This window comes from Mucilaginibacter daejeonensis (genome assembly GCF_020783335.1).
Classification (GTDB): domain Bacteria; phylum Bacteroidota; class Bacteroidia; order Sphingobacteriales; family Sphingobacteriaceae; genus Mucilaginibacter; species Mucilaginibacter daejeonensis.
Window position 1 is genome coordinate 3,948,597 of the sequence record NZ_CP086068.1, and the last position, 21,239, is coordinate 3,969,835.

At 45.0% G+C, this 21,239-nt stretch carries 19 protein-coding genes; 5 read left to right on the forward strand and 14 right to left on the reverse strand.

Going from position 1 to position 21,239, the window contains the following annotated elements; genetic code table 11:
• Positions 1 to 184: 184 nt before the first annotated feature.
• A complete protein-coding gene (locus LLH06_RS16860) occupies positions 185 to 769 on the reverse strand; it encodes a P-loop NTPase family protein (RefSeq protein ID WP_228170461.1) in 585 nt (194 codons plus the stop codon).
• Between the two features lie 5 nt (positions 770 to 774).
• The gene (locus LLH06_RS16865) at positions 775 to 1,272 is read right to left on the reverse strand and encodes an AAA family ATPase (RefSeq protein ID WP_228170462.1); all 498 of its coding nucleotides are present in this window, start codon (positions 1,270 to 1,272) and stop codon (positions 775 to 777) included.
• A gap of 493 nt (positions 1,273 to 1,765) precedes the next feature.
• Between LLH06_RS16865 and LLH06_RS16870 the strand changes: the two genes are divergently transcribed.
• From LLH06_RS16870 to miaA, 3 genes are all read left to right on the forward strand, one after another.
• Entirely contained in the window at positions 1,766 to 3,178 is a 1,413-nt protein-coding gene (locus tag LLH06_RS16870) for a CCA tRNA nucleotidyltransferase (protein WP_228170463.1), read from the forward strand.
• A 43-nt stretch (positions 3,179 to 3,221) separates the two neighbouring features.
• Positions 3,222 to 3,869: a plasmid pRiA4b ORF-3 family protein gene (locus LLH06_RS16875; protein WP_228170464.1), complete on the forward strand. Its 648-nt coding sequence runs from the start codon at positions 3,222 to 3,224 to the stop codon at positions 3,867 to 3,869.
• Between the two features lie 78 nt (positions 3,870 to 3,947).
• Complete coding sequence (miaA, locus tag LLH06_RS16880; RefSeq protein ID WP_228170465.1) at positions 3,948 to 4,868, forward strand: tRNA (adenosine(37)-N6)-dimethylallyltransferase MiaA; 921 nt, start codon at positions 3,948 to 3,950, stop codon at positions 4,866 to 4,868.
• Here miaA and rfbD read toward each other — a convergent pair.
• On the reverse strand, positions 4,849 to 5,706 hold the full coding sequence (rfbD, locus tag LLH06_RS16885; RefSeq protein WP_228170466.1) for a dTDP-4-dehydrorhamnose reductase: 858 nt from the start codon (positions 5,704 to 5,706) through the stop codon (positions 4,849 to 4,851). The genes miaA and rfbD overlap by 20 nt on opposite strands.
• 515 nt (positions 5,707 to 6,221) lie before the next feature.
• Here rfbD and porK point away from each other — a divergent pair.
• Together porK and porN are read left to right on the forward strand one after the other, a co-directional pair.
• A complete protein-coding gene (porK, locus tag LLH06_RS16890; RefSeq protein WP_228170467.1) occupies positions 6,222 to 7,598 on the forward strand; it encodes a T9SS ring complex lipoprotein PorK/GldK in 1,377 nt (458 codons plus the stop codon).
• An 80-nt stretch (positions 7,599 to 7,678) separates the two neighbouring features.
• Positions 7,679 to 8,917, forward strand: a complete 1,239-nt coding sequence (gene porN, locus LLH06_RS16895; RefSeq protein WP_228170468.1) for a type IX secretion system ring subunit PorN/GldN — start codon at positions 7,679 to 7,681, stop codon at positions 8,915 to 8,917.
• 151 nt (positions 8,918 to 9,068) lie between these two features.
• On the opposite strand, the gene LLH06_RS16900 is transcribed toward porN, so the two are convergent.
• The 11 genes from LLH06_RS16900 to LLH06_RS16950 all read right to left on the reverse strand — a co-directional run bounded on the left by LLH06_RS16900 (position 9,069) and on the right by LLH06_RS16950 (position 21,237).
• Positions 9,069 to 10,049, reverse strand: coding sequence for a UDP-glucuronic acid decarboxylase family protein (locus tag LLH06_RS16900; protein ID WP_228173308.1), 981 nt, complete (start codon positions 10,047 to 10,049; stop codon positions 9,069 to 9,071).
• A 99-nt stretch (positions 10,050 to 10,148) separates the two neighbouring features.
• Positions 10,149 to 11,465, reverse strand: coding sequence for a UDP-glucose dehydrogenase family protein (locus LLH06_RS16905; protein ID WP_228170469.1), 1,317 nt, complete (start codon positions 11,463 to 11,465; stop codon positions 10,149 to 10,151).
• A gap of 25 nt (positions 11,466 to 11,490) precedes the next feature.
• Positions 11,491 to 12,432: a GDP-L-fucose synthase gene (gene fcl, locus LLH06_RS16910; protein WP_228170470.1), complete on the reverse strand. Its 942-nt coding sequence runs from the start codon at positions 12,430 to 12,432 to the stop codon at positions 11,491 to 11,493.
• A 13-nt stretch (positions 12,433 to 12,445) separates the two neighbouring features.
• Entirely contained in the window at positions 12,446 to 13,558 is a 1,113-nt protein-coding gene (gmd, locus tag LLH06_RS16915) for a GDP-mannose 4,6-dehydratase (protein WP_228170471.1), read from the reverse strand.
• Between the two features lie 52 nt (positions 13,559 to 13,610).
• Positions 13,611 to 14,888, reverse strand: a complete 1,278-nt coding sequence (locus LLH06_RS16920; protein ID WP_228170472.1) for a WcaI family glycosyltransferase — start codon at positions 14,886 to 14,888, stop codon at positions 13,611 to 13,613.
• A 155-nt stretch (positions 14,889 to 15,043) separates the two neighbouring features.
• A complete protein-coding gene (locus LLH06_RS16925; protein WP_228170473.1) occupies positions 15,044 to 15,604 on the reverse strand; it encodes a WcaF family extracellular polysaccharide biosynthesis acetyltransferase in 561 nt (186 codons plus the stop codon).
• Positions 15,605 to 15,609: 5 nt separating this feature from the next.
• Positions 15,610 to 16,401 (reverse strand): glycosyltransferase family 2 protein, encoded by a 792-nt coding sequence (locus tag LLH06_RS16930; protein WP_228170474.1) that lies wholly within the window; start codon positions 16,399 to 16,401, stop codon positions 15,610 to 15,612.
• A 15-nt stretch (positions 16,402 to 16,416) separates the two neighbouring features.
• Positions 16,417 to 17,262: an aldo/keto reductase gene (locus LLH06_RS16935; RefSeq protein ID WP_228170475.1), complete on the reverse strand. Its 846-nt coding sequence runs from the start codon at positions 17,260 to 17,262 to the stop codon at positions 16,417 to 16,419.
• Positions 17,263 to 17,266: 4 nt separating this feature from the next.
• Positions 17,267 to 18,838: a GMC family oxidoreductase gene (locus LLH06_RS16940; protein ID WP_228170476.1), complete on the reverse strand. Its 1,572-nt coding sequence runs from the start codon at positions 18,836 to 18,838 to the stop codon at positions 17,267 to 17,269.
• A gap of 84 nt (positions 18,839 to 18,922) precedes the next feature.
• Positions 18,923 to 20,056 carry an XrtY-associated glycosyltransferase XYAG1 gene (locus LLH06_RS16945; protein WP_228170477.1) on the reverse strand — a complete coding sequence of 378 codons (1,134 nt, stop codon included), beginning with the start codon at positions 20,054 to 20,056 and terminating at the stop codon, positions 18,923 to 18,925.
• Between the two features lie 5 nt (positions 20,057 to 20,061).
• On the reverse strand, positions 20,062 to 21,237 hold the full coding sequence (locus LLH06_RS16950; RefSeq protein ID WP_228170478.1) for a glycosyltransferase family 4 protein: 1,176 nt from the start codon (positions 21,235 to 21,237) through the stop codon (positions 20,062 to 20,064).
• Between the last annotated feature and the right edge of the window lie 2 nt (positions 21,238 to 21,239).

Sequence of the window (21,239 nt, forward strand, 5' to 3'; positions counted from 1 at the left end):
ATCTATTCATCCCATCCCGTCATGCCGATGCATATCGGCATCTCTCCGGACAGGCTGATCACTTAGCATGTGAGATGCTGAAACAAGTTCAGCATGACAGAGCAGATCATTTACATGTGCGATCAGGATCACTCAGTAATTATGAAAAACTTGGCATCGAAAGATAACCGATCGTTATGACCGATCACTCTGCTCCCAGCCGCTTCAATAGCCGGTTCACGGTGGCTACCGATATGCTGGCCTCTGCGGCCATTTGGCGTTGGCTGTAGCCTTGGAATCGGTAGAACAGTAGCTGCCGTTCAAGGTTGGTGTTGGTCTTGAGGTGCTCCTGCTCGGGTGCAAAGCCGATCACGTCGAAACGGAGCATACTCTTATCGCGCTCAATGCGGCACAGGCAAACATTGCCTTCGCCGTAGAGCTCCTGCGTGCTGCGCTGCTTGATCTGTTTAAGGTAACGCAACTGCGGGATCATGCTGCTTTGGCCAATAGCAAAAGCACCGTCGGCAAAGTTGATCAGCATTTTGCTGCCTTGCAGATCATTGGCGGTCAGTGGCCGGCCGGGCCGTCGTTTTGGGGTGTGGGCCAAAACGAGTATCGACAGCCGATACTGTTGTTTGAGGCGCGTGAGCTCTTTCATCAAAGGCAAAGCATCTTTGGCTCTTTCGGTGCCGTCGCGCAAAAAAGTAATGTTATCGATGATGAGCACTTTGGCACCGGTGGAAATAAGTGCGTTCTCGATACCGTTATATAGCAGTTTATCATGCCGCACGGCGCTCAGGGAAGTGGTGACCGCAGGTTATACTCGGCCCTGTACAGCCGCGGACCAAAGTTGTGGGTGGTTCGGTCGGCCTCGTTGGTGTAACGCCGTTCAAATTGCTGGGCCGAAAGTTCAAAATCCATGTATAGCACGTTCGTGGGCACAGTGTCGATAGCGAATGGCTCGATGCGGCGTCCGTTGGCCAAACTGTCGGCCAGTTGTACCGCCAGTATGGATTTACCCATATTAGTATCCGCGAACAGGATGCAAAGCTCCCGCTCGTACCAGAACTCACCGAACAGCCGTCCCGGTCGCTCTGCCTGGCGTTGTTCGCTAAGCCACTGATCGCCTGTCTTGACAGCGAACAAGCCGCCGGCCGCGTCGGCCTTTTGGCGATCGTGGGTGATCTGCCGGATCTCGGTACGCAGCATCTCTATCTCTATAGGGCGCAATCCGTGTAAGTGATCATTGGTATACATGATGAAGTATTGTGTCACGCTAACATACCGTATCATGACCGATATGCTGGTGGCGCAACTATGTCAGCTATCTGTTCTGACAGGCATCTTTAATGCAAAGAAGGTCGGTGTTACGATCGCAAAAAAGTGTTACACAGTTGTAACATAATTCCCCAAATTTCCCCACTTTTCATCATTATGAAAATGGCAAAAACCCAGAAATTTCCAGAAAAAACTACATTTTTCTGAATTGTAACACAAAATGTAACACTTTTTGGGTCGAATGTAACAGCAGAACCCTGTTCAATATTTCTATATGATTTAATTAATTTACCCTAAGTAGATTTTGGCACCAACTTTGTAATATTCGTAAACGTAATGTGAAGTGAGATAAGCGATGCAGAGTGAGTGAAACAGCCATGAGAACCATGGCTGTTTTTTTGTACTCAGGCTTCAAAAACGTCACGCTCATTTTACGGCTCGGGTGGTAATTTACGTTTGCGTATCGTACCTTTGCGCCCTGATCAGCAATTGGCACTTAAACCACCTCATGAAGCAACATCTGCAGCATCCTGTGTTCAAGACCATATCGGCCGTAGCCGATGAACAGCAGGTACATGCCTATGCCATAGGTGGCTTCGTACGCGACATCTTTCTTGAGCGCCCTTCTAAAGACATCGACATCGTGGTGATCGGCAACGGTATAGCCTTTGCCGAAGCGGTGGCTAACCGACTGAAGGTCAAAGTTTCGGTATTTAAAAGCTTTGGCACTGCCATGCTTAAATACCGGGATGTAGAGGTGGAATTTGTGGGTGCCCGCAAGGAATCGTACCGCTCACAGTCGCGCAAACCAGTGGTGGAGAACGGCACGCTTGACGACGACCAAAAGCGCCGCGACTTCACCATCAATGCCCTTGCTATAGCCTTGCATGCTGAGGAACACGGTCAACTGATCGACCCATTCGGCGGCATGGCCGACCTGGAGCGTAAACTGATCCGCACCCCGCTCGACCCTCAGGAGACCTTTAGCGACGACCCGTTACGGATGATGCGCGCGATAAGGTTCGCTTCACAATTAGGCTTTACCATTGATGAGGTTGCTGTAAAGGCCATCGAACTGAATAAAGAACGTATTCGCATCGTATCGCAAGAGCGTATCACTGACGAGCTGAACAAGATCATTCTATCGCCGGTGCCTTCGGTGGGTTTCAAGTACTTACATGATACCGGTCTGCTTGCGCTCATCTTCCCACAAATGGAAGCGCTTTACGGAGTAGAGTATGTGAACGGCCGTGGCCATAAAGATAATTTTTACCACACCCTGCAGGTGCTGGACAACATAGCTACTACCACCAATGATCTTTGGCTGCGCTGGAGCGCCATATTGCATGACATAGCCAAACCTGCCACCAAACGTTTTGAAGCAGGCCACGGCTGGACCTTTCATGGCCATGAGGACAAGGGCTCGCGCTGGGTACCCAAGTTGTTCGGCCAGTTGAAATTGCCGTTGAACGACCGCATGAAGTTCGTTCAAAAAATGGTGCTGCTGCACATGCGCCCTATCGTGCTCACGCAAGAGATCGTGACGGACTCGGCCGTGCGCAGGCTGCTATTTGAGGCTGGTGATGATATTGAAAGCCTCATGCTGTTATGTAAAGCAGACATAACCACCAAAAATGAGTACAAGATCAAGAAGTACCGGCAAAACTTTGAGCTGGTACAACAAAAGCTCAAAGATGTAGAGGACCGTGATCGCATACGGAACTGGCAACCCCCTATCACCGGCACCGACATCATGGAGCTATTCGGGCTCCAGGAAGGCCGAGAGGTAGGCATCATTAAGAATAAGATACGGGAAGCCATATTAGAAGGCGACATCCCGAACACCTACGAAGATGCATTGGCCTTTACGATCGCTGCCGGCGAGCAGATCGGCTTAAAAGTTGTGGCGAGACCTAATTGAATTTTAAAGTAATATTTTTGAACATTAAATCAACCTATTAAAAATGGCAGTATACCGGTTCAGGGTAACTTTTGAAGATTATGACGACATCAGCAGAGAGATCGATATCAAATCGACCCATACCTTTGTTGACCTACATAAAGCAATTCATCAGTCGGTGGGCTATGATCCTGAGTACTCTTCATCATTTTACATCAGTAACGATCAATGGACCAAAGGCGAAGAGCTGGCCTACAAACCTTCGGAGCGCAAAGTGAACCGGGGCGTAACATTGATGGAGAACGCCAAGCTGGCCAAATTCATTGACGACCCTCACCAAAAATTCTACTACACCTCTAATTTTGACCGTCCGTTCGATTTTCATGTCGAACTGGTGAAGATACTGGACGAAGCACCTGGTGCCACATATCCACTTACCGCTAAAACAGTAGGCGAAGCGCCTAAACAATTTGGCAACGTAGTCGCACCAGCCTCTGGAACGGCCAATGCGGTAAGTGAAGACCTTGATTTCCTGAATGAAATGGAATATAATCCTGAGGATACCGAGCATTTCAGTGAAGTGACCGAGGACGGCGGAACCGATAGCGAAGAGAACGATGAAGAGGATGAATTCAGCAACGAGTTCTCAGATGATGAGAACTATGACGAAGAAGAACGTGGTGGTCGTGGTGGCCGCAACGACGATTATTGATCATTGAACAACAACAGATATCATTTGTCATCCTGAGCGATCAGGATGACTTTTTTATTTGATCTCAGCCGATCTTAGATGACCAGCCATAAATACCTGATATGTGTAGTAGGCCCCACAGCCATTGGGAAAACGGCTGCGGCCATAGCCCTGGCAAGACACTATCATACTGAGATCATATCAGCAGACTCGAGGCAATTCTACCGGGAGATGAGCATTGGTACAGCTAAACCCACCGATGACGAACAAGCCCAGGCGGTACACCACTTTGTGAACTCGCACAGTGTCAATGAACTTTTCAACGTTGGAGACTTTGAAGCTCAAGGGCTCAGTAAGTTGGAGGAGATATTCAGCGATCATGGCATCGCGATCATGGCTGGCGGATCGGGCCTTTATGTAAATGCGATCACCAAAGGTTTTGACGACCTTCCCAAGATCGACGTGGCTGTGCGTGAAGAGCTGAACGCGTTATTCACACAGCAAGGGATCAGCGCTTTACAACAAGAACTAAGCATAGCCGACCCTGGATATTACGCCCAAGTAGACGTAAATAATCCTCAAAGACTGATCCGTGCGTTGGAAGTGTACCGAAGCACGGGCAAGCCGTTCTCATCATATCGTACCGGCAATAGTAAACCACGCCCGTTTAAAACTATCATGATCGGTTTGGAGCTTCCGCGGGAGCATTTATACGAGCGCATCAACCACCGGGTCGATCTGATGATGCAAGCCGGATTACTGGAGGAGGTAAGGTGGTTGCTGCCTGATCGGCATCTCAATGCACTCAATACAGTAGGATATACCGAATTGTTCGACCATTTGGATGGACATACCGATTTGACAACTACTGTGGAACTGATCAAACAAAATACCCGGCGCTTTGCTAAACGCCAACTCACCTGGTTCAAAAGAGACAGGGACACCAAATGGTTCGCTCCCACCGATGTCCCTGCCATTATTCAATATATTGATAATGCGATCAGGCACCCAAACGCTTGATGCATTCTTCGAGACTGTGGCGCCAGTAAGGTATCTGTATGTTGAAGGTCTCTTTCACCTTCGTCTTATCCATTACTGAATAGGTTGGCCTAACTGCAGGTGTTGGATATTGTGAAGTACGGATAGGGTAAGCTTTTACCTGGGTGCTGGAAATATCGAATATGGCCACCGCAAAATCATACCATGAAGTCACACCCTCGTTACTGTAGTGATAGATGCCGTATGCCGTACTTCCTGAAGCGATGATATCTAAAATACATCCAGCCAGATCGATCGCATAGGTCGGGGTGCCTACCTGATCGGCAATGATGTTCAGTTGGTCACGCTCGGCTCCAAGGCGCAACATCGTCTTCACGAAGTTATTACCGAACTCCGAATACAACCAACTTGTACGTAAGGTAAAGTGTTCAGGCAGAATATCAGTTATGGCTTGCTCACCTTCCAACTTGGTCAATCCGTAAACGTTGATCGGGTTGGCAGCATCTGTCTCCACCAAAGGGTAAGGATTCACTCCCTCAAAAACAAAGTCAGTAGATACGTGCACCAGCACTGCACCATGTTTTTTGCACGCATGGGCCAGGTTGGCCGCACCATCTTTATTCACTTTGCGTGCCGTAGCCGTATCTTCTTCGGCTTTGTCTACCGCAGTATACGCTGCACAATTGATGGCAAAATCTGGCTGGTACTTTTCGAACAGTCGGTCGATACCATCTATATCTAAGATGTTTCCCTCATCCTCAGCCGGAAAAAAAACTTCGGTGATCTGACGTTCTTCCGCCACCTTTTTTAAACAATGGCCCAACTGCCCTGAGGCACCTAAAACTAATATTTTGCTCATATAAAACGTTTGTGGCGCAATATAGCAAAATTGCTTATGGTGCATATTAAGTCGATCTTATCCAGTTAGAGAACGGTCTCAAAATTTCGCAAAACGAAAGTTCAAACAGTTCGTTATCGACTTGATGTCGAGCTTGCTTTAGCTTAACTCACACGGTCCGCCATCTGTTCGCGACCGTATGATATTTTTATTCTGATAAAATATTTTAACTACAAATTATTTATATCAAAATATTTGAAGTAAAATTACCCGTTTTATAATATTTAATTTTCGACAAACAAATTATTATTATTATTGTAAAGATTTATACGTTTTACCAGTAAAGTTTCAGTAAATCGGAATTAATCTAATGGGCGCAACTTTCTATGCGTAGTAAACATTTTAATTACGATCTACACCCCCTTAATTAATAACTAACTGATATTTTTAAACGTTCAGGCTCAAAAGAGGTCTGATCTTTGATAGCGTTCACTAAGCATAAATATTTACCTGGAAATAATTCACAGTCGATGAAAATGAAGTTCACTCAAGTCGCGATAACACTTTCGGCGATATTAGCCATTACAGCTTGTAAATCGAAGCGTTTGGCAGACATTGATAACATTGGAAAGTCAAGGACCACTTTGCAGTCCCTCACTCCTCTTGCACCACATGGCATGGTGTTCGTACCGGCCGGATCGATAGTGGAAAAAGATGTTGTTAAGGATACATTAATGGCACAAGATACTGCCGCTAAGACCGTTACCGTAAGTGCGTTCTTTATGGACCAAACAGAGGTGACCAATAAACAATATCGTATGTTCGTTGACTGGGTAGCCGACTCGGTTGCCATAACCGACTATTTAAAGGACGAAAAATACTTCCAAAAAACTAAAAAGGCCGCTACCACCACTCGTAAGGGTAAAGGCAAAAATGCCACCACTGTTGAGGTGCCTACCTTTGCAGACACTACCAAAATGATCGACTGGAGTAAAGCTGATGGCCGCACACCACTTTGGCAAAGCCAAGACCCTACTATTAAAGGGGCATTGTTTGGCAAATTATACACCATGGAGAACGGCCGGCCAACATTGATCAGAAACGCTGTGGTTTACCGCTTCGACCGTCGTTCGGTAGATCGTAACGGTGCAAGCCGCTACATCACTGATACCGTTGCCGTACCACCAAACACAAAAGTATGGTCAACAGATTTTCCTAACTCTCAAATGGAAGTTATGGATAACAACTACTTTACCAATAGGGGTTATGATGAGCACCCGGTGGTAGGCGTTACCTGGAAGCAGGCTCGTGCTTATGCTAATTGGCGCAGCAAAATGATCTACGCTACAGCAGGCGAAAGATCTTTAGTTAAAACCTATAACTTACAGTACAATCTGCCTTCCGAAGCACAATGGGAGTATGCAGCCTCTATGGATACTAAACCGGAGGACATGAGCAAGCTGGCTACTGTTAACCTTAAAGACAAAAAGACCAAAAAGAACGTGGATATGCTTGCTGTGAACTTTAAACAGCAAGAGGGCGATTATCGTAAAGATGGTGGCACCTTCACGATGCACGTTAAATCATACGCACCGAACTCGGTTGGTCTGTATAACATGATGGGTAACGTTTCAGAATGGACCCTAGATGCCTTCAGTCCATCTTACAAACAATTGGTACATGACCTAAATCCAGTGCTATTATATGATGCTGACGATAGCGAAGCTGAAGCCATGCGTCGTAAAGTGATCAGAGGTGGCTCATGGAAAGATAATGCTACATTGCTTACTCCATCTACCCGTAATTACGAGATACAGAACGTAGCCCACTCATACATCGGCTTCAGGTGTGTGATGCCAGCACCGGATATCGTACTTGAACAGACCAAGACACGTAAATTTGCCAACAAATAATAAACAAAGCATAAAGTAGCGGTTCGAGGCTTGATGGGCCATTTGCCTACGAGATCTCGGACCACAATAACGACCAGGATATGAAAAAATTAGCAAATAAGTTATACGTTACTGCCCTTTGTTTATTGGTGGTGGTAGCAATGAGCACTACTGCCGACGCTCAGAAAAAGAGATCGACCAAAAGCTCAAGATCAAGAACTTCAAAAACGCAGATCAAAAAATCATATAAACCTGCAAGAACAACGTCGGTGCCGGTAGATACTGCCACTCAGGTCAATTATGCTCAAGCGCCGACACAACAGCCAGGCATTAAACCTGCCGTGCAGGACACTATGCCGCAGGATACTTTGCCACCAATGGATGGCTATTACAAGAACGATATGTTCAATAATGCTAAAGCATTCAGCTATCCAGGCATCAGCTCACGTGACGTGCGTTTTTACAAACGCGTATGGAGAGATATCGACATCAATGATCCAAAGAACTCGCTTTTCAACACCCCGGGCTCACAAACCCTGGGTGATATCATTGTCGAAGGTATCAGAACTGGGAAATTGACCGCGTACATGCCAAGCATCTACAACGCTAATGATAGCACATTTGCGCATCGCCTGTCGATCCCAGCCGCTATGAGGCTTTTACAAGGCGCTGAGGTAGCTGTTAAACAGTTCAATGAAAAAGGTGAAGAGATCGGTACTAAAATGACCCGTAACGATTTTAATCCTGCTTCATTAGTAAAGTTCAGAACTAAAGAGGACGTGTACTTTGACAAAAAACGTGCGATGGTGGTAACCCGCATTATTGGTATAGCTCCTATCAAGTCAACGGAGGCTGCTGGTCAAGCGATCGAAGCACCGGTTTTTTGGTTATACTTTCCACAATGCCGCGACTTCTTTGCTACCAAAGACGTATCTGACCCTGACCGTAACATCTACGACACCAGCCTTGATGACGTATTTGTACAAGGTAAGTATGTGAGCAATATCGTTCGTGCCACTGGTAGTAATGCTTCACGCGCTGCATCACAACAGATCGCTGCTGCCGCTACTACCGGTTCTGCTGCCGACGCTTTAGCTGCCGCTACCGGTCAAGATAAGACCGCTGTTGCTAAGCAAACAGAAGAGCAGATCCAACAGTTCAAAGAAAAGACCTGGGAGTACGATATCAAAAAGACCCCTACTGCTGCTGAGAAGAAAGCTGCTGCTAACGCTGCTAAACAGGCTGCCAAAGCAGAGAAAGACGCTCAGAAAGCTGCTAATAACGCGTCTAAGCAAGCTTCGAAGACCACAGCAAGCGCTGACATTAAGAAGCCACAATAATCAAGACACTTTTTCTATATATGAAGCCGCTTTGAATCATCAAAGCGGCTTTTATTTTGTCATTAACATTGGCCGATCGCACATCCCATTAAAAGAAAAGGCCCGGCGAGTATGAAACTCACCGGGCCTTATTTTATTTCAGGATCCTTTATTACTTGTTGTATTGTGAGAACTCTTTGTGCTCGATAACGTGCTGTGGAAGTGACTTGAAGTATTCATAAGTGATCTTCAAACCTTCCTGACGGCTAACTTTAGGCTCCCAACCTAATATCGATTTCGCCTTAGTAATATCTGGACGACGCTGTTTGGGATCATCGGTAGGCAGTGGCTTGCCAACCAATTTTTGATCGGTGCCGGTCAATTTAATGATCTCTTCGCCGAACTCTTTGATAGTGATCTCGTCAGGGTTACCAATATTCATCGGTTGTGCGTAGTCGCTTAACAATAAGCGATAGATACCTTCTACCAGGTCATCAACATAGCAGAAAGCTCTTGTTTGAGAACCATCACCGAACATGGTCAACGGCTCACCTCTTAAAGCCTGACCAATGAATGCAGGTAATACACGGCCGTCATTCAGTCGCATACGTGGGCCGTACGTGTTGAAGATACGGATGATACGGGTCTCCACACCGTGAAAGGTATGGTAAGCCATAGTGATAGCTTCTTGGAAGCGTTTTGCTTCATCATAAACACCTCTTGGACCTACTGGGTTAACGTTACCCCAGTATTCCTCTGGTTGAGGATTAACGGTCGGGTCACCATATATTTCAGAGGTAGATGCCACCAGGATACGTGCCTTTTTAGCACGAGCTAAACCTAATAGGTTGTGTGTACCCAATGAACCTACTTTCAAGGTCTGAATAGGGATCTTTAAATAGTCGATCGGGCTTGCAGGGCTTGCGAAGTGAAGAATGTAATCCAATTCGCCAGGTACATGAACGAATTTAGAAACGTCGTGATTGTAAAATTCGAACTCTTTCAGTTTGAAAAGGTGTTCGATGTTTTGCAGGTCACCTGTGATGAGGTTATCCATACCGATCACGGTACATCCTTCTTTGATGAACCTGTCACAAAGGTGTGAGCCTAAAAAGCCCGCAGCACCTGTGATCAGTACTCTTTTGCCACTTATATCCATATTTATCTGTTGTTGAAGTTAAGGTGTGAAACGTAATGTTACTTACTGAATGACCGAACGCTTTTTTATGGTGTCCGGTCATTCAGTATTGATTTATTTGATCTCTTTCCTGCCGATAGAGTTGTAGTAGAAACCACGGTCGATCATCTTGTCCAGGTCGTACAGGTTACGGCCGTCAAAGATAACCTTCGCTTTCAGCAGTCTCTCCATCCGCTCCAGGTCAGGTGTGCGGAACAGTGACCACTCGGTCACGATCAGCAGTGCATCAGCGTCCTTCAGCACGTCGTACTGGTTCTCTGCGTACGTGATCTTGTCGCCCAGCAGTGCCTTCACATTGTTCATGCCTTCCGGGTCGAATGCTGATACCGTTGCGCCGGCCTCTACCAGTGCATCGATGATGTACAGTGCCGGTGCTTCCCTGATGTCGTCCGTTTCTGGTTTGAACGCCAGACCCCACAGCGCGAAGTGCTTGCCTTTCAGGTCGCCTTTGTAATATTTCTTTACCTTCTCGGTCAGTACGTTCTTTTGTATCTCGTTCACTTCCATCACCGAGTTCAGTATCTTGAAGTCGTAGCTGTTCTCTTCTGCCGATTTGGCCAGCGCCTGCACATCCTTAGGGAAGCATGAGCCGCCATAACCGATACCGGCGAACAGGAAGCGTTTACCGATGCGTTCATCCGCACCAATGCCTTTTCTAACCATGTCCACATCAGCGCCTACCAGCTCGCACAGGTTGGCTATCTCGTTCATGAACGATATCTTGGTGGCCAGGAAGGAGTTGGCCGCATACTTGGTCAGTTCTGAGCTGCGCTCATCCATGAAGATGATCGGGTTGCCCTGGCGCACGTATGGTCCGTACAGTTCGGCCATCAGTTTTCTTGCTCTTTCGTCGGTGGTACCTACCACCACGCGGTCGGGCTTCATAAAGTCCTCCACCGCTACGCCTTCGCGCAGGAACTCCGGGTTACTTACCACCGCATATTCCACACCTTCTTTGGCGTGCTGCTGCATGGCGGCGGTCACTTTATCGGCCGTGCCTACCGGTACGGTGCTCTTGGTCACGATCACTTTGTAGTCGGTGATCAGTTTGGCGATGTCGCCTGCTGCACCCAGTACGTAGCTCAGGTCGGCCGCACCATCACCACCCGGAGGGGTCGGCAGGGCTAAAAAGATGATCTGTGCCTCAGCGATGCCTTCGGCCAAACTGTTGGTGAACGTTAACCTGCCTTGCGCGATGTTGCGGTGGAACAGTTGCTCCAGGCCTGGCTCATAGATCGGCAGCTGGCCGGCCTTCATCATCGCCACTTTCTTTTCGTTGATGTCCACACAGGTCACTTCGTTCCCTGTCTCTGCTAAACATGTGCCTGTCACCAGGCCTACATAACCCGTTCCTACTACGGCTATCTTCATATTAGATGTTGTTTGTACGGTTGTCTTATCTGCTTGCTACTGTCTCGGCACTCAAAAAATCGTGATAGGCTAACTTAATGCCCTCAGAGAGTTCAATTGTGTGTTTCCAACCCGTAGCATGTAGCTTGGACACATCCATCAATTTACGTGGAGTACCATCGGGCTTAGTGGTATCAAAATCTATCTCGCCTTCATAGCCAACAACTTGTTTGACCAACTCAGCGAGCTCTTTGATAGAAAGATCTTCCCCTGTACCTACGTTTACCAAACCTGGCTCGTCATAATTCTGCATCAAGTAGTAGCAAGCCGCTGCTAGGTCATCCGCAAAAAGGAATTCTCGTTTCGGTGATCCAGTGCCCCAGATCGTAACAGATGGAGTACCGTTCTCCTTAGCTTCGTGGAACCTTCTTATCAAAGCCGGAAGAACGTGGGAGTTTTGTGGATGGTAGTTGTCGTTGTAGCCGTACAGGTTAGTAGGCATTACAGATATATAATTACATCCATATTGCGCCCTATAGGCATCACACATTTTGATACCTGCTATTTTCGCGATCGCATACGGCTCATTGGTCTCTTCTAAAAGGCCGGTAAGCAACTGATCTTCTTTCAATGGCTGAGGAGCCATCTTAGGATAGATACAGCTGGAACCTAAGAACATCAGTTTTTTCACTCCATTTAAATATGAGGAGTGTATGATGTTGTTCTGTATCTGTAGATTATCGTAAAGGAACTCTGCCCTGTACGTGTTATTAGCTATTATACCTCCGACCTTAGCAGCCGCCAAAAAAACATAATCGGGACGCTCCTGCTCAAAAAATTCAGCTACTTTTTGTTGGTCGCGAAGGTCAAGCTCAGATGAAGTGCGAACGACAAAGTTAGTAAAGCCTTCTTTTTCTAATTTCCGTTTAATGGCAGAGCCGACCATCCCACGATGGCCGGCTATATAAACTTTTCCTGCTTTATCCATATTTGATTAGTCCTTATTCGAACTGATTTTTGATCTGGTAGCCAGAATCTTTTAGTAATTTTTCGCGACGGAAAAGTTCGACGTCCGCCTGCATCATGTCCTTCACCAGTGAGGCCAGGTCATGCTTAGGCTTCCAACCCAATTTGGTTTGTGATTTGGTAGGGTCACCTATTAGCAACTCCACCTCTGTAGGGCGGAAATATTTTGGATCTACAGCTACTACCTCTGTCCCCTCCGCTATTTGAAAATCTGCATTATTGCATTTTACAACATAACCTTTTTCATCAACACCTTCACCTTTGAATTCTACTTCGACACCAACCTCAGCGAACGACATACGAACGAAATCTCTTACGCGAGTGGTAACGCCGGTCGCAATAACGAAGTCCTCAGGAGTATCTTGTTGTAGGATAAGGTACATCGCTTCAACATAGTCCTTTGCGTGGCCCCAGTCGCGTTGTGCATCAAGATTACCTAGGAATAATTTTTCTTGCATCCCCATGGCGATCTTTGATACCGCACGCGTGATCTTACGCGTTACAAAGGTCTCACCACGCAGCGGGCTTTCGTGGTTGAACAGAATACCGTTGCAAGCGTACATTCCGTACGCCTCACGATAGTTCACAGTGATCCAGTATGCATATAGTTTAGCTACGGCATAAGGTGAACGAGGGTAAAAAGGAGTGGTCTCACTTTGAGGAACGGCTTGAACGAGGCCGTAAAGTTCCGAAGTGGATGCTTGATAAATGCGGGTCTTTTTTTCCAGACCCAAGATGCGGATGGCTTCCAATAAACGAAGTGTACCGATACCATCAGCATTGGCAGTATATTCTGGAGTATCAAAGCTCACTTTTACGTGGCTCATAGCGCCCAAATTGTATATCTCATCAGGTTGCACCTGTTGGATGATACGGATCAGGTTGGTAGAATCACTCAGGTCACCATAATGAAGCACTAGGCTTGGATGTGGCTCGTGAGGGTCTTGATAAAGATGGTCTATACGATCGGTATTGAAAAGTGACGAACGGCGTTTGATACCGTGAACTTCATAACCTTTGCTCAAGAGTAACTCCGTCAAATAGGCCCCATCCTGACCTGTTATACCTGTAAGTAGCGCTTTTTTCATATATGTAAAAGTGAGAATATTAATTTAAGAATTCTGCTCTTTGATAAACTTGTTAATTAATGAGTTGTGGAACGTTATTGCTTGATTTGATGTTTTGCATAAAATTATTCATCACATTATCGATATTCAAATACATTAAAGCATACTCTCTTGCATTCGAACGTTTAAGTTCCGTTACTGCATCGCTATTCCTTAAATCTGCTATCGTACGTGCAAGCAGATGGTAGTCTTCTGGTTCAATGATATAACCGACATCATATTTATCTACAACATCATGTAAAGATGTACCCGGCGAACAAGTAACAATGCTTGCTCCGCCTACTGCCAATATCGTGGTTAGTTTAGAGGGCATCACCAGGTCGCCGGCATTTGCTTTTTGAAGGACCAAGTGAAAATCAGCCATGTTCAAAAATTCATTGAACTTTTCCTTATCCTGCACGGGAAGAAAATTTACATTTTTCAAATTTTTATCCTTCGCTAAACTGATCAGTTTTTCTTTATAAGGCCCAGAGCCGCAGATGACAAAATTGATATTCTCATCTTCTCGCAGTATGTCGGCTGCATAAATAACATTTTCCAGCCCCTGTTTTTCACCAATCGCGCCAGAATATAAATATATAATGTCTGTCTCCTTGTAGCCCCACTGTTTCTTTAAATACTCTCTTCCAGCTACAGGAAAAAAGAACGATGTATCCGCCCAATTAGGAAAAAATAGTACATCCTTATTGGTCTTAGCCCGGATCTTATCGATCATGCCTTCTGAGATGCTGCTCACAAAGTCAGCTTTCAGCAATATGTTCTTTTCGATGTTATATAGCCTATCCAAAAGTTTATTATTCGATAGCATGCCAAGATCTTGAGCTGCCTCGATTTGAAGATCTTGAATGTGGTACAACAATTTACCTCCACTATAATTCTTGACCAACAGACCTAAATATGCCAGATGGAAGGGTGGAGCTACAGTAAATATCAGGTCGAATCTTTGGGATGTTAACAAAAGTTTTAACACCACCCACGATTTGAAGAACCAGAATGATATATCTTGAATCATTCTCCTTTTGCCAGTAGGCTTAGCCGGAATATACGAAGGACAGCGATATACGGTGATGGCAGCATCACTATTTGGGTAAGTGATCACTTCTTTTGTATACCACCGATTCTTGTAGGGTGCCTGAACCTTCCATTGGGGATAGTAAGGAAAAGTGGTTACCACCGTGCATTCATAGCCTCTTTTTGCAAGCCATTCGATCATCTCGCCATTGTATTTTCCGATACCTGTAGGTTCCGGCAAGAAGTTGTGACTTATCAATAAGATCTTTTCCTTTTTCATCTCAAGGCTTGGCTCGATCATGCACTATGGCAGGAATACAGCTAAATATGTTTTTTTTATTGGATATCTTAAAATAATATAATGTACCAAATATAGCACAAAAATAATTATAAATCTCATGATCTAGTTAACGGATAATTAACATCGCTTTAACTCTACCATCTATTCTTTATGAATACGGCAGGGTCTCCCTTAAATATTCCATTCCCATGAATATTATTCGTCACCACACTTCCGGCGGTTATAACGCTATCCGCGCCAATGGTAACGTTTGGGGCGATAAAACAGCATGCTCCTACCCACACCCCATCCATTAAAGTAATAGGTCCGTTGCGGTAAGGCATTGCAGGGTCTTTATAGTTATGGTTACCACCGCACAAAAAGGCTCTTTGAGATATGCAAACACTGTTACCGATATTGGTCGTTTCAAAGTTTAAAATAAATACCTCTTCACCGATCCATACATGATCGCCCAACTTCAACTTCCAGGGGAAATGAATGTTGACCCTAGGCTTAATGATAACACCTTTACCTACTTTAGCACCGAAAAGTTTTAAAATGATTATTTTTATTTTGTTAGGGTACGGTAAAGCACTTAAAAAAAAGACGACCTTGGTCAAATACCAAAGTATTTCTTTGACCTTGCTCGCACCTCGATCAAAGTCTCCAGGGTCAAATTTTTCTAATCTTACTTTTGAGACATTAGTTGGCTCCATAATAACTACTTGGAATCCTTTTTAAGCTTTTCTTCCTCAATCAAACGTATAGCCATTAAGATCTCTACCATAGTTCGTTGCAAAGTGTAATGCCAACCCGCCCAGCCATCCAAAATAAGTCCTTTGACAAAGAGCGAGTAAAAGAACACAAAAAATGGTGCGATCACTTTATTCTTCCGAATTTTTGAGCTAAAGGACAGCCTACTTCCAGGTTCAAGCAACTTATGACATTCTTTTACAGAGTATCCATCTTGGTTACTTAACCAGCGGCTCAAAGATTTACGATCATCATGCAATATTTTAGCCTTGTAATTTCCGGTAGGGCCATTGATCTGCAATCGGTGAGCATGGCCATCATCAAAATATGAACCTTCCCCCTTCTTGAATAGCACAGCACGTGGAGTAGTATTATTGCTGGTCAGCTGATGCCCAAAAACCAAAAATTCAAAGCGCGTGAAATAGCCTACGTTATTATCGGCGTCGTCGTTCACAATAGATTTCGTCTCACTAATAAATGCATTCGTAAGCACATAATCGGCATCTAAACTTAAGACCCATTTACTTGTAAGCAATTCCAAACCATAATTACATTGTTGCGCAAAACTGTCGAATTTACGATAATGAACTTCAACGTTTGAGTAACCTCGCAATATATCAATCGTCTTATCGGTGCTGTAACTATCTAATACCACTACTCGATCCATCCACGTAAGTTTATCAAGCACACGTTTGATATTGGGTTCCTCATTTTTGGTAAGGATGAGGGCTTGCAGTCTGTCGACTCTTACGTTGTCCATGTCTAATAGCTTTTATTACCCGGCAATATCAGCATTTTGAGCCAGGTGCTTTTCGTTAAATGTTGAGCAAAGGATCACCGTATTTGGAAAATCCTGGTAGAGTTTTTTTAATTTATCAGAGGCCGATATCGAACGGTCGCCACCGCTAAGAGCGGAAAAGAAGATATTTCGTCGGTCACCTCTATTGTGCTTGATATCCTCGTACTCGTCCATCCCAGGAGAAGCGTTGAATTGCAGAACGTCGAATTTATTGATATAGCTTTGATGCAAATCCAACTGCGACTGATTATAGGCCAAACCAATGGCTTTTATCTTGCCTTCCTTCTTCAGCTTTTCTGCTGTCTCCAATAACTCATCAATATAGATTAGCGAGGTGTTAGGTTCGTGTACAAAGTATACATCAACATAGTCAGTACCCAACGCACGCAAACTTTTGTGGAGGTTGACCTGCATGTCCTGGCCGCGTAATGGTGATATGCGGTCAAAAAAACGGTTGAGTATGGCGGTCTCAGTATTTACACTTTGCATGGCCGCAGTTGGCGCAGGCTTTGGCTTATTACCTTTCAAGGCACGAACTATAGGTTTGACCGGCTTAAGCAGCTGCGCTTTCCAATTAGCTTTTATACCAAATTTGGTGGCTATAACCAAGTCATTCCTTTTACTTTTGACCAGTTTACCTACAAATTGTTCGGCTTCACCATAACCATATGAACGGGCCAGATCAAAATGCGTTATCCCGTGGTCCAAGGCGCATTTAACACCGCGCTCGGCTGTTTTGGCATCAGTAGCACCTAAGATAGACGCGCAACCGAAACCAAGTGCGGAAGAATTGATACCCGGAATAAGTTCTACTTTCCTCATTTGATCAGTTTGTTAAATGATGCGCTAACCGGACGGCAAAAGCACCTAAAAAAAATGTTGGATTGGCCTGTCCCGAAGTTGGAAATACCGAGCTACTGCACACATAAACGTTACTGGTACCAAACAATTTAAGATCACTGTCGACAACTCCTTTATCAGGAGAGTCGGCGATACGCGTGGTACCCGACTGATGTATCCCGTCACGCGATACTCCTCTGATCGCGTTGGGGAGTTCATTTTTCTCATACCAATATTCCAGTTGACCACAATTGTTTTTGCGTAACCATTTGTCCAATGCATCGTGCAATTCGATCACCGATGACACGTCTTTGTCTGACAAAGTATAGTGAATGTTTAATTGTTCGCCGTCAGCGCCAAGTTCCATACGATTATACTCTTCTGGAGTTTGTTCTGCGTGAAAGTGCAGGGCGTATCTGTTTTGACCGCTGTACAAAAATATGCCTGGCAATTTTCGCTTTAAAAGGAACCGCTTGTAAAATATCGTGGCAGGTGTTAGCACCGAGCCCGGGAACTGCTTAATAACATTCCAAATATGCTTGTTAACACCTTTCACAGTGCCTTTCGTAATGCTGTGCGCGATAGCAGGCGGCAGCAGCTTTTTACCAAGTATTGGAGTGATCATGGCCAAATACATTAACGACATAGCCCCACTACGATGCTGTGGATCATGATATAGAGGGTTATCGAGCCACATTGCTGTGTTGAGCAGATTATTATTTACCAGATACTGGGTATCAAATTGAAAACGACGTCGCAGATAAACGCCATCCTTGTCGCGCAGGAATGAATACTCTGTTTTTTTGGGGTCTCCATTGAATTTTACCGAAGCGATCTTGCCTGATACGTGTCCCTGATAATATTTACCTAATGCAGCCGGTGGTTGTGGCAATAAGCTAAAAAGTTGTTTGTTACGTAACAGTATGCGGGTGCTTTCTTGAGTACCAGCGGCCAGTACTATTTTTTCGGCTTTTATTTCTTTGACCTCGTACGTAGTAGTACTTCTAAGTTTTACTGAAGAAACCCTCCCTGTAATATCGGGTTCAGCAAATTCGCGTGCCTCATAACCCTGCAGTAGTGTGATATTGGCGTTATTCAGTATCTCCTGCTCATATCGGGCGCCAAAACGTGTGGGCATGCTCCAGCGCTCAATAGCGGTGTCAGTGACAACTCCTACTTTAAAATTTTCGGTGATTCGGGTGCCTTTAAATTCATTACTATCATCTAAGTCAAAGATACTTTCACCGCATTCAAAATAATCACATGTGGCTTGCAAAAACTGTTTTACCTCGTTAAATAAAGATCGGTCCCACGTACAACCACCGTTTACCGCCGGGCGGTCAATAAAGTCCACCTCATCATACATCACGCACCTTCCGCCCCATGTAGCCGACGAGCCGCCCAATCCTTTATTGGTACACTCATAAGGTTCGTGGTGATTGGTCAAATTGTCAATCTTAATCGTATCGTCAAGCTGATTGGTAGGCTTTTGACCTTTGTGACCATACTCCACGAATAAGATCTTCTTCTCAGGGTAGAGTTTGGCATATTCGAGCACCAGGATGATCCCTGCCGGCCCGCTGCCAATAACGCAAAGGTCATATATATTTTCTGTCATGGTAGCGTTAGAGAGCGTAAAACATTACTGCGTTATTATTTTTTTGTACTCGCTAATATACTCCTCACTAAGTACCTTTTCTGAAAAGTTTTGCTGTATCACCGAACGTCCGTTTTGTCTGATATTGGATAATTTGACCTTGTCTGCATACGCTTGGGTCAATTTGTCAGCTACATCATTAACCTCTAATGTACTTACCCATCCCATTTCCTTGTTCTTCACAAAATCGGCGAGACCCACATCCTGAGATACCAAGACCGCTGTACCAACATGCAATGATTCTATCACCACATTGGCGAAATTCTCATTGAGCGAAGTAAGTACAAAAAGATCGGCTTGCATCAGGCGCAAGAATTTTTCCTCGCGGTCCATCCAACCCAACCATTCAATTTTATCTGTAACCTTTAACTGCGCAGCCAAGGCTTTCATCTCGTCAATATAACCATTCTCGCCCGAGCCGGCTATCTGTAATTTTACATCAAAGCTCAGCTTACTAATGGCAGTGAACAGTATATCTAAACCCTTTTTCGGGTGGATCCGAGATAAAAAGATCAACGTAAAAACATCATTTACCTGATGCTTGACCGGCAACTCAGGCAGGGCAATAACATTGGGTAACATGAACCCTTTCCAACCGGGTATCAACTTGCGGCATTCTTTAAGCTCAGCATCTGAAGTAGCGTGTAAATAGCACTTGGTCAATATAGCCTTACCGAACATTTTGTAGGTAAGCCTTTTTGCCATACTCGCACCAGATTTAAATATATAGGTACTAAGCATACCTCGCGGAGCCAATATCACCTTCCTTCCTTTTGTAAAACAAATCTGCGCGGCAACAGGATTCAGTATATTCCACCACGCATGTATATGAATAACATCGTAACTTTTGGCGTTTTTTAACAATGCCTTCCATAAACCTGGGGTTACGTTAGTGGGATCGCCGGTAAGCCGCTTAAAGTAAATGACGTTCACGCCGTCAACGTCCATAAATTTATTATATGGCACATCAAGCTCTGTTTTTCCATTAGCAGAAGTTGTGTATACATCGACAGTATGGCCGGTCGCTGCAAGTGCTTCACACAATCGCGCCACAGATTCGGTAGGGCCACCGTAAATGTAAGCTGGTTTATAAGCAGGTGCTATGTGTAATATCTTCATCTATCTTAAGCCAACTTTTTCGTACTTTTTAAAACCTGTGCATAAACCGCTTCTATTTGCTTAAGCGACTCTTCAGTATCGAATCTTTTGGCATTATCAATACCAGCTTCTATCACTCTTTCTCTTGTTTCCTTTGGGAGATCCAAGATACTTTCGATCACTTTAGCTACATCATTCGACCACTCGTGCCAATTCTCTTCAAAGCTCTTACGGCGAACGTAATATGCGGCGGATCCCCCCACTTCTGTCATAGGGGCTTCTTCTGTCGTAATAACGGGACAGCCCGATGCCATAGCCTCAGCTATCGGCCATCCAAAACCTTCGGCAAGCGATGGGAACAGAAAAAGTGAAGCCCCGCAATATGCGCTTTTAACAAATTCATCATTCTTTCCACTTAGCAGCATGATATCATCCTTGTAAGGTGAAGTATCGCAACGCCCTTGTAACTTTGAAGACGGCGACGGCCCTATCATTAACAACTGCAAAGGAGTGGTCGTCTCTGATCGCCAAGCGTTGTAAGCTTGTATGACACCTTCTCGATTTTTGTACCACTGGTTACCGCCAACATGTAATAGATAGCCCTTCGTAACATTCACCTTGAGCTCAGAGCTAATCTTTTGACGTGCTTCTACAACATTTTGAGGCCTAAAACCTTGATTTAATCCGTTATATACGACCTCTGATACTTCCGGCTCACGACCCAACATGGCATGTAGGTCCTGCTGAGTTTTCTTGGATACGGAAATGAAATACTTTCCTTTACTATATCCCTTTCGTATGTAATCTTGGTATTTTTTTCCGGTCGCACTCGTTGGATTCTCGGGAATTTCACCCAATGCTGAACGTTGTGCCAGTAGATCATGCGCATGTATGACATGCGGACGATCAGCGACCAATGGAATCCATGGCCCCAAAGCCTGATCAGCAAATACAAATAAGGTATCATCGGCATAAGTTAATAACCTTTTCTTAACCTGAGCAGGGAACACCATGTACTGATCAATATATCCCATCCATTTTTTTAAGCTCTTATAGATCGGCAACTTATAAAACAAAGGCTCCGGAGCCCATACCTCTACAGTGTGCCCGCGGCCCTTCATGCCATTGCTAAGCATAGAGGCGAACCTCGGCATACTTTGCGAGCCTAAAAAGGTAGGATGTGTGAAAAGCACTATATGCATAA

Excerpts from the sequence above, each read along its gene's own strand:
- LLH06_RS16865 (WP_228170462.1), bottom strand. The coding sequence starts at position 1,272 with ATGATACGGTATGTTAGCGTGACACAATACTTCATCATGTATACCAAT.
- LLH06_RS16870 (WP_228170463.1), top strand. The coding sequence starts at position 1,766 with ATGAAGCAACATCTGCAGCATCCTGTGTTCAAGACCATATCGGCCGTA.
- LLH06_RS16875 (WP_228170464.1), top strand. The coding sequence starts at position 3,222 with ATGGCAGTATACCGGTTCAGGGTAACTTTTGAAGATTATGACGACATC.
- miaA (WP_228170465.1), top strand. The coding sequence starts at position 3,948 with ATGACCAGCCATAAATACCTGATATGTGTAGTAGGCCCCACAGCCATT.
- rfbD (WP_228170466.1), bottom strand. The coding sequence starts at position 5,706 with ATGAGCAAAATATTAGTTTTAGGTGCCTCAGGGCAGTTGGGCCATTGT.
- porK (WP_228170467.1), top strand. The coding sequence starts at position 6,222 with ATGAAGTTCACTCAAGTCGCGATAACACTTTCGGCGATATTAGCCATT.
- porN (WP_228170468.1), top strand. The coding sequence starts at position 7,679 with ATGAAAAAATTAGCAAATAAGTTATACGTTACTGCCCTTTGTTTATTG.
- LLH06_RS16905 (WP_228170469.1), bottom strand. The coding sequence starts at position 11,465 with ATGAAGATAGCCGTAGTAGGAACGGGTTATGTAGGCCTGGTGACAGGC.
- fcl (WP_228170470.1), bottom strand. The coding sequence starts at position 12,432 with ATGGATAAAGCAGGAAAAGTTTATATAGCCGGCCATCGTGGGATGGTC.
- gmd (WP_228170471.1), bottom strand. The coding sequence starts at position 13,558 with ATGAAAAAAGCGCTACTTACAGGTATAACAGGTCAGGATGGGGCCTAT.
- LLH06_RS16920 (WP_228170472.1), bottom strand. The coding sequence starts at position 14,888 with ATGAAAAAGGAAAAGATCTTATTGATAAGTCACAACTTCTTGCCGGAA.
- LLH06_RS16925 (WP_228170473.1), bottom strand. The coding sequence starts at position 15,604 with ATGGAGCCAACTAATGTCTCAAAAGTAAGATTAGAAAAATTTGACCCT.
- LLH06_RS16930 (WP_228170474.1), bottom strand. The coding sequence starts at position 16,401 with ATGGACAACGTAAGAGTCGACAGACTGCAAGCCCTCATCCTTACCAAA.
- LLH06_RS16935 (WP_228170475.1), bottom strand. The coding sequence starts at position 17,262 with ATGAGGAAAGTAGAACTTATTCCGGGTATCAATTCTTCCGCACTTGGT.
- LLH06_RS16945 (WP_228170477.1), bottom strand. The coding sequence starts at position 20,056 with ATGAAGATATTACACATAGCACCTGCTTATAAACCAGCTTACATTTAC.
- LLH06_RS16950 (WP_228170478.1), bottom strand. The coding sequence starts at position 21,237 with ATGCATATAGTGCTTTTCACACATCCTACCTTTTTAGGCTCGCAAAGT.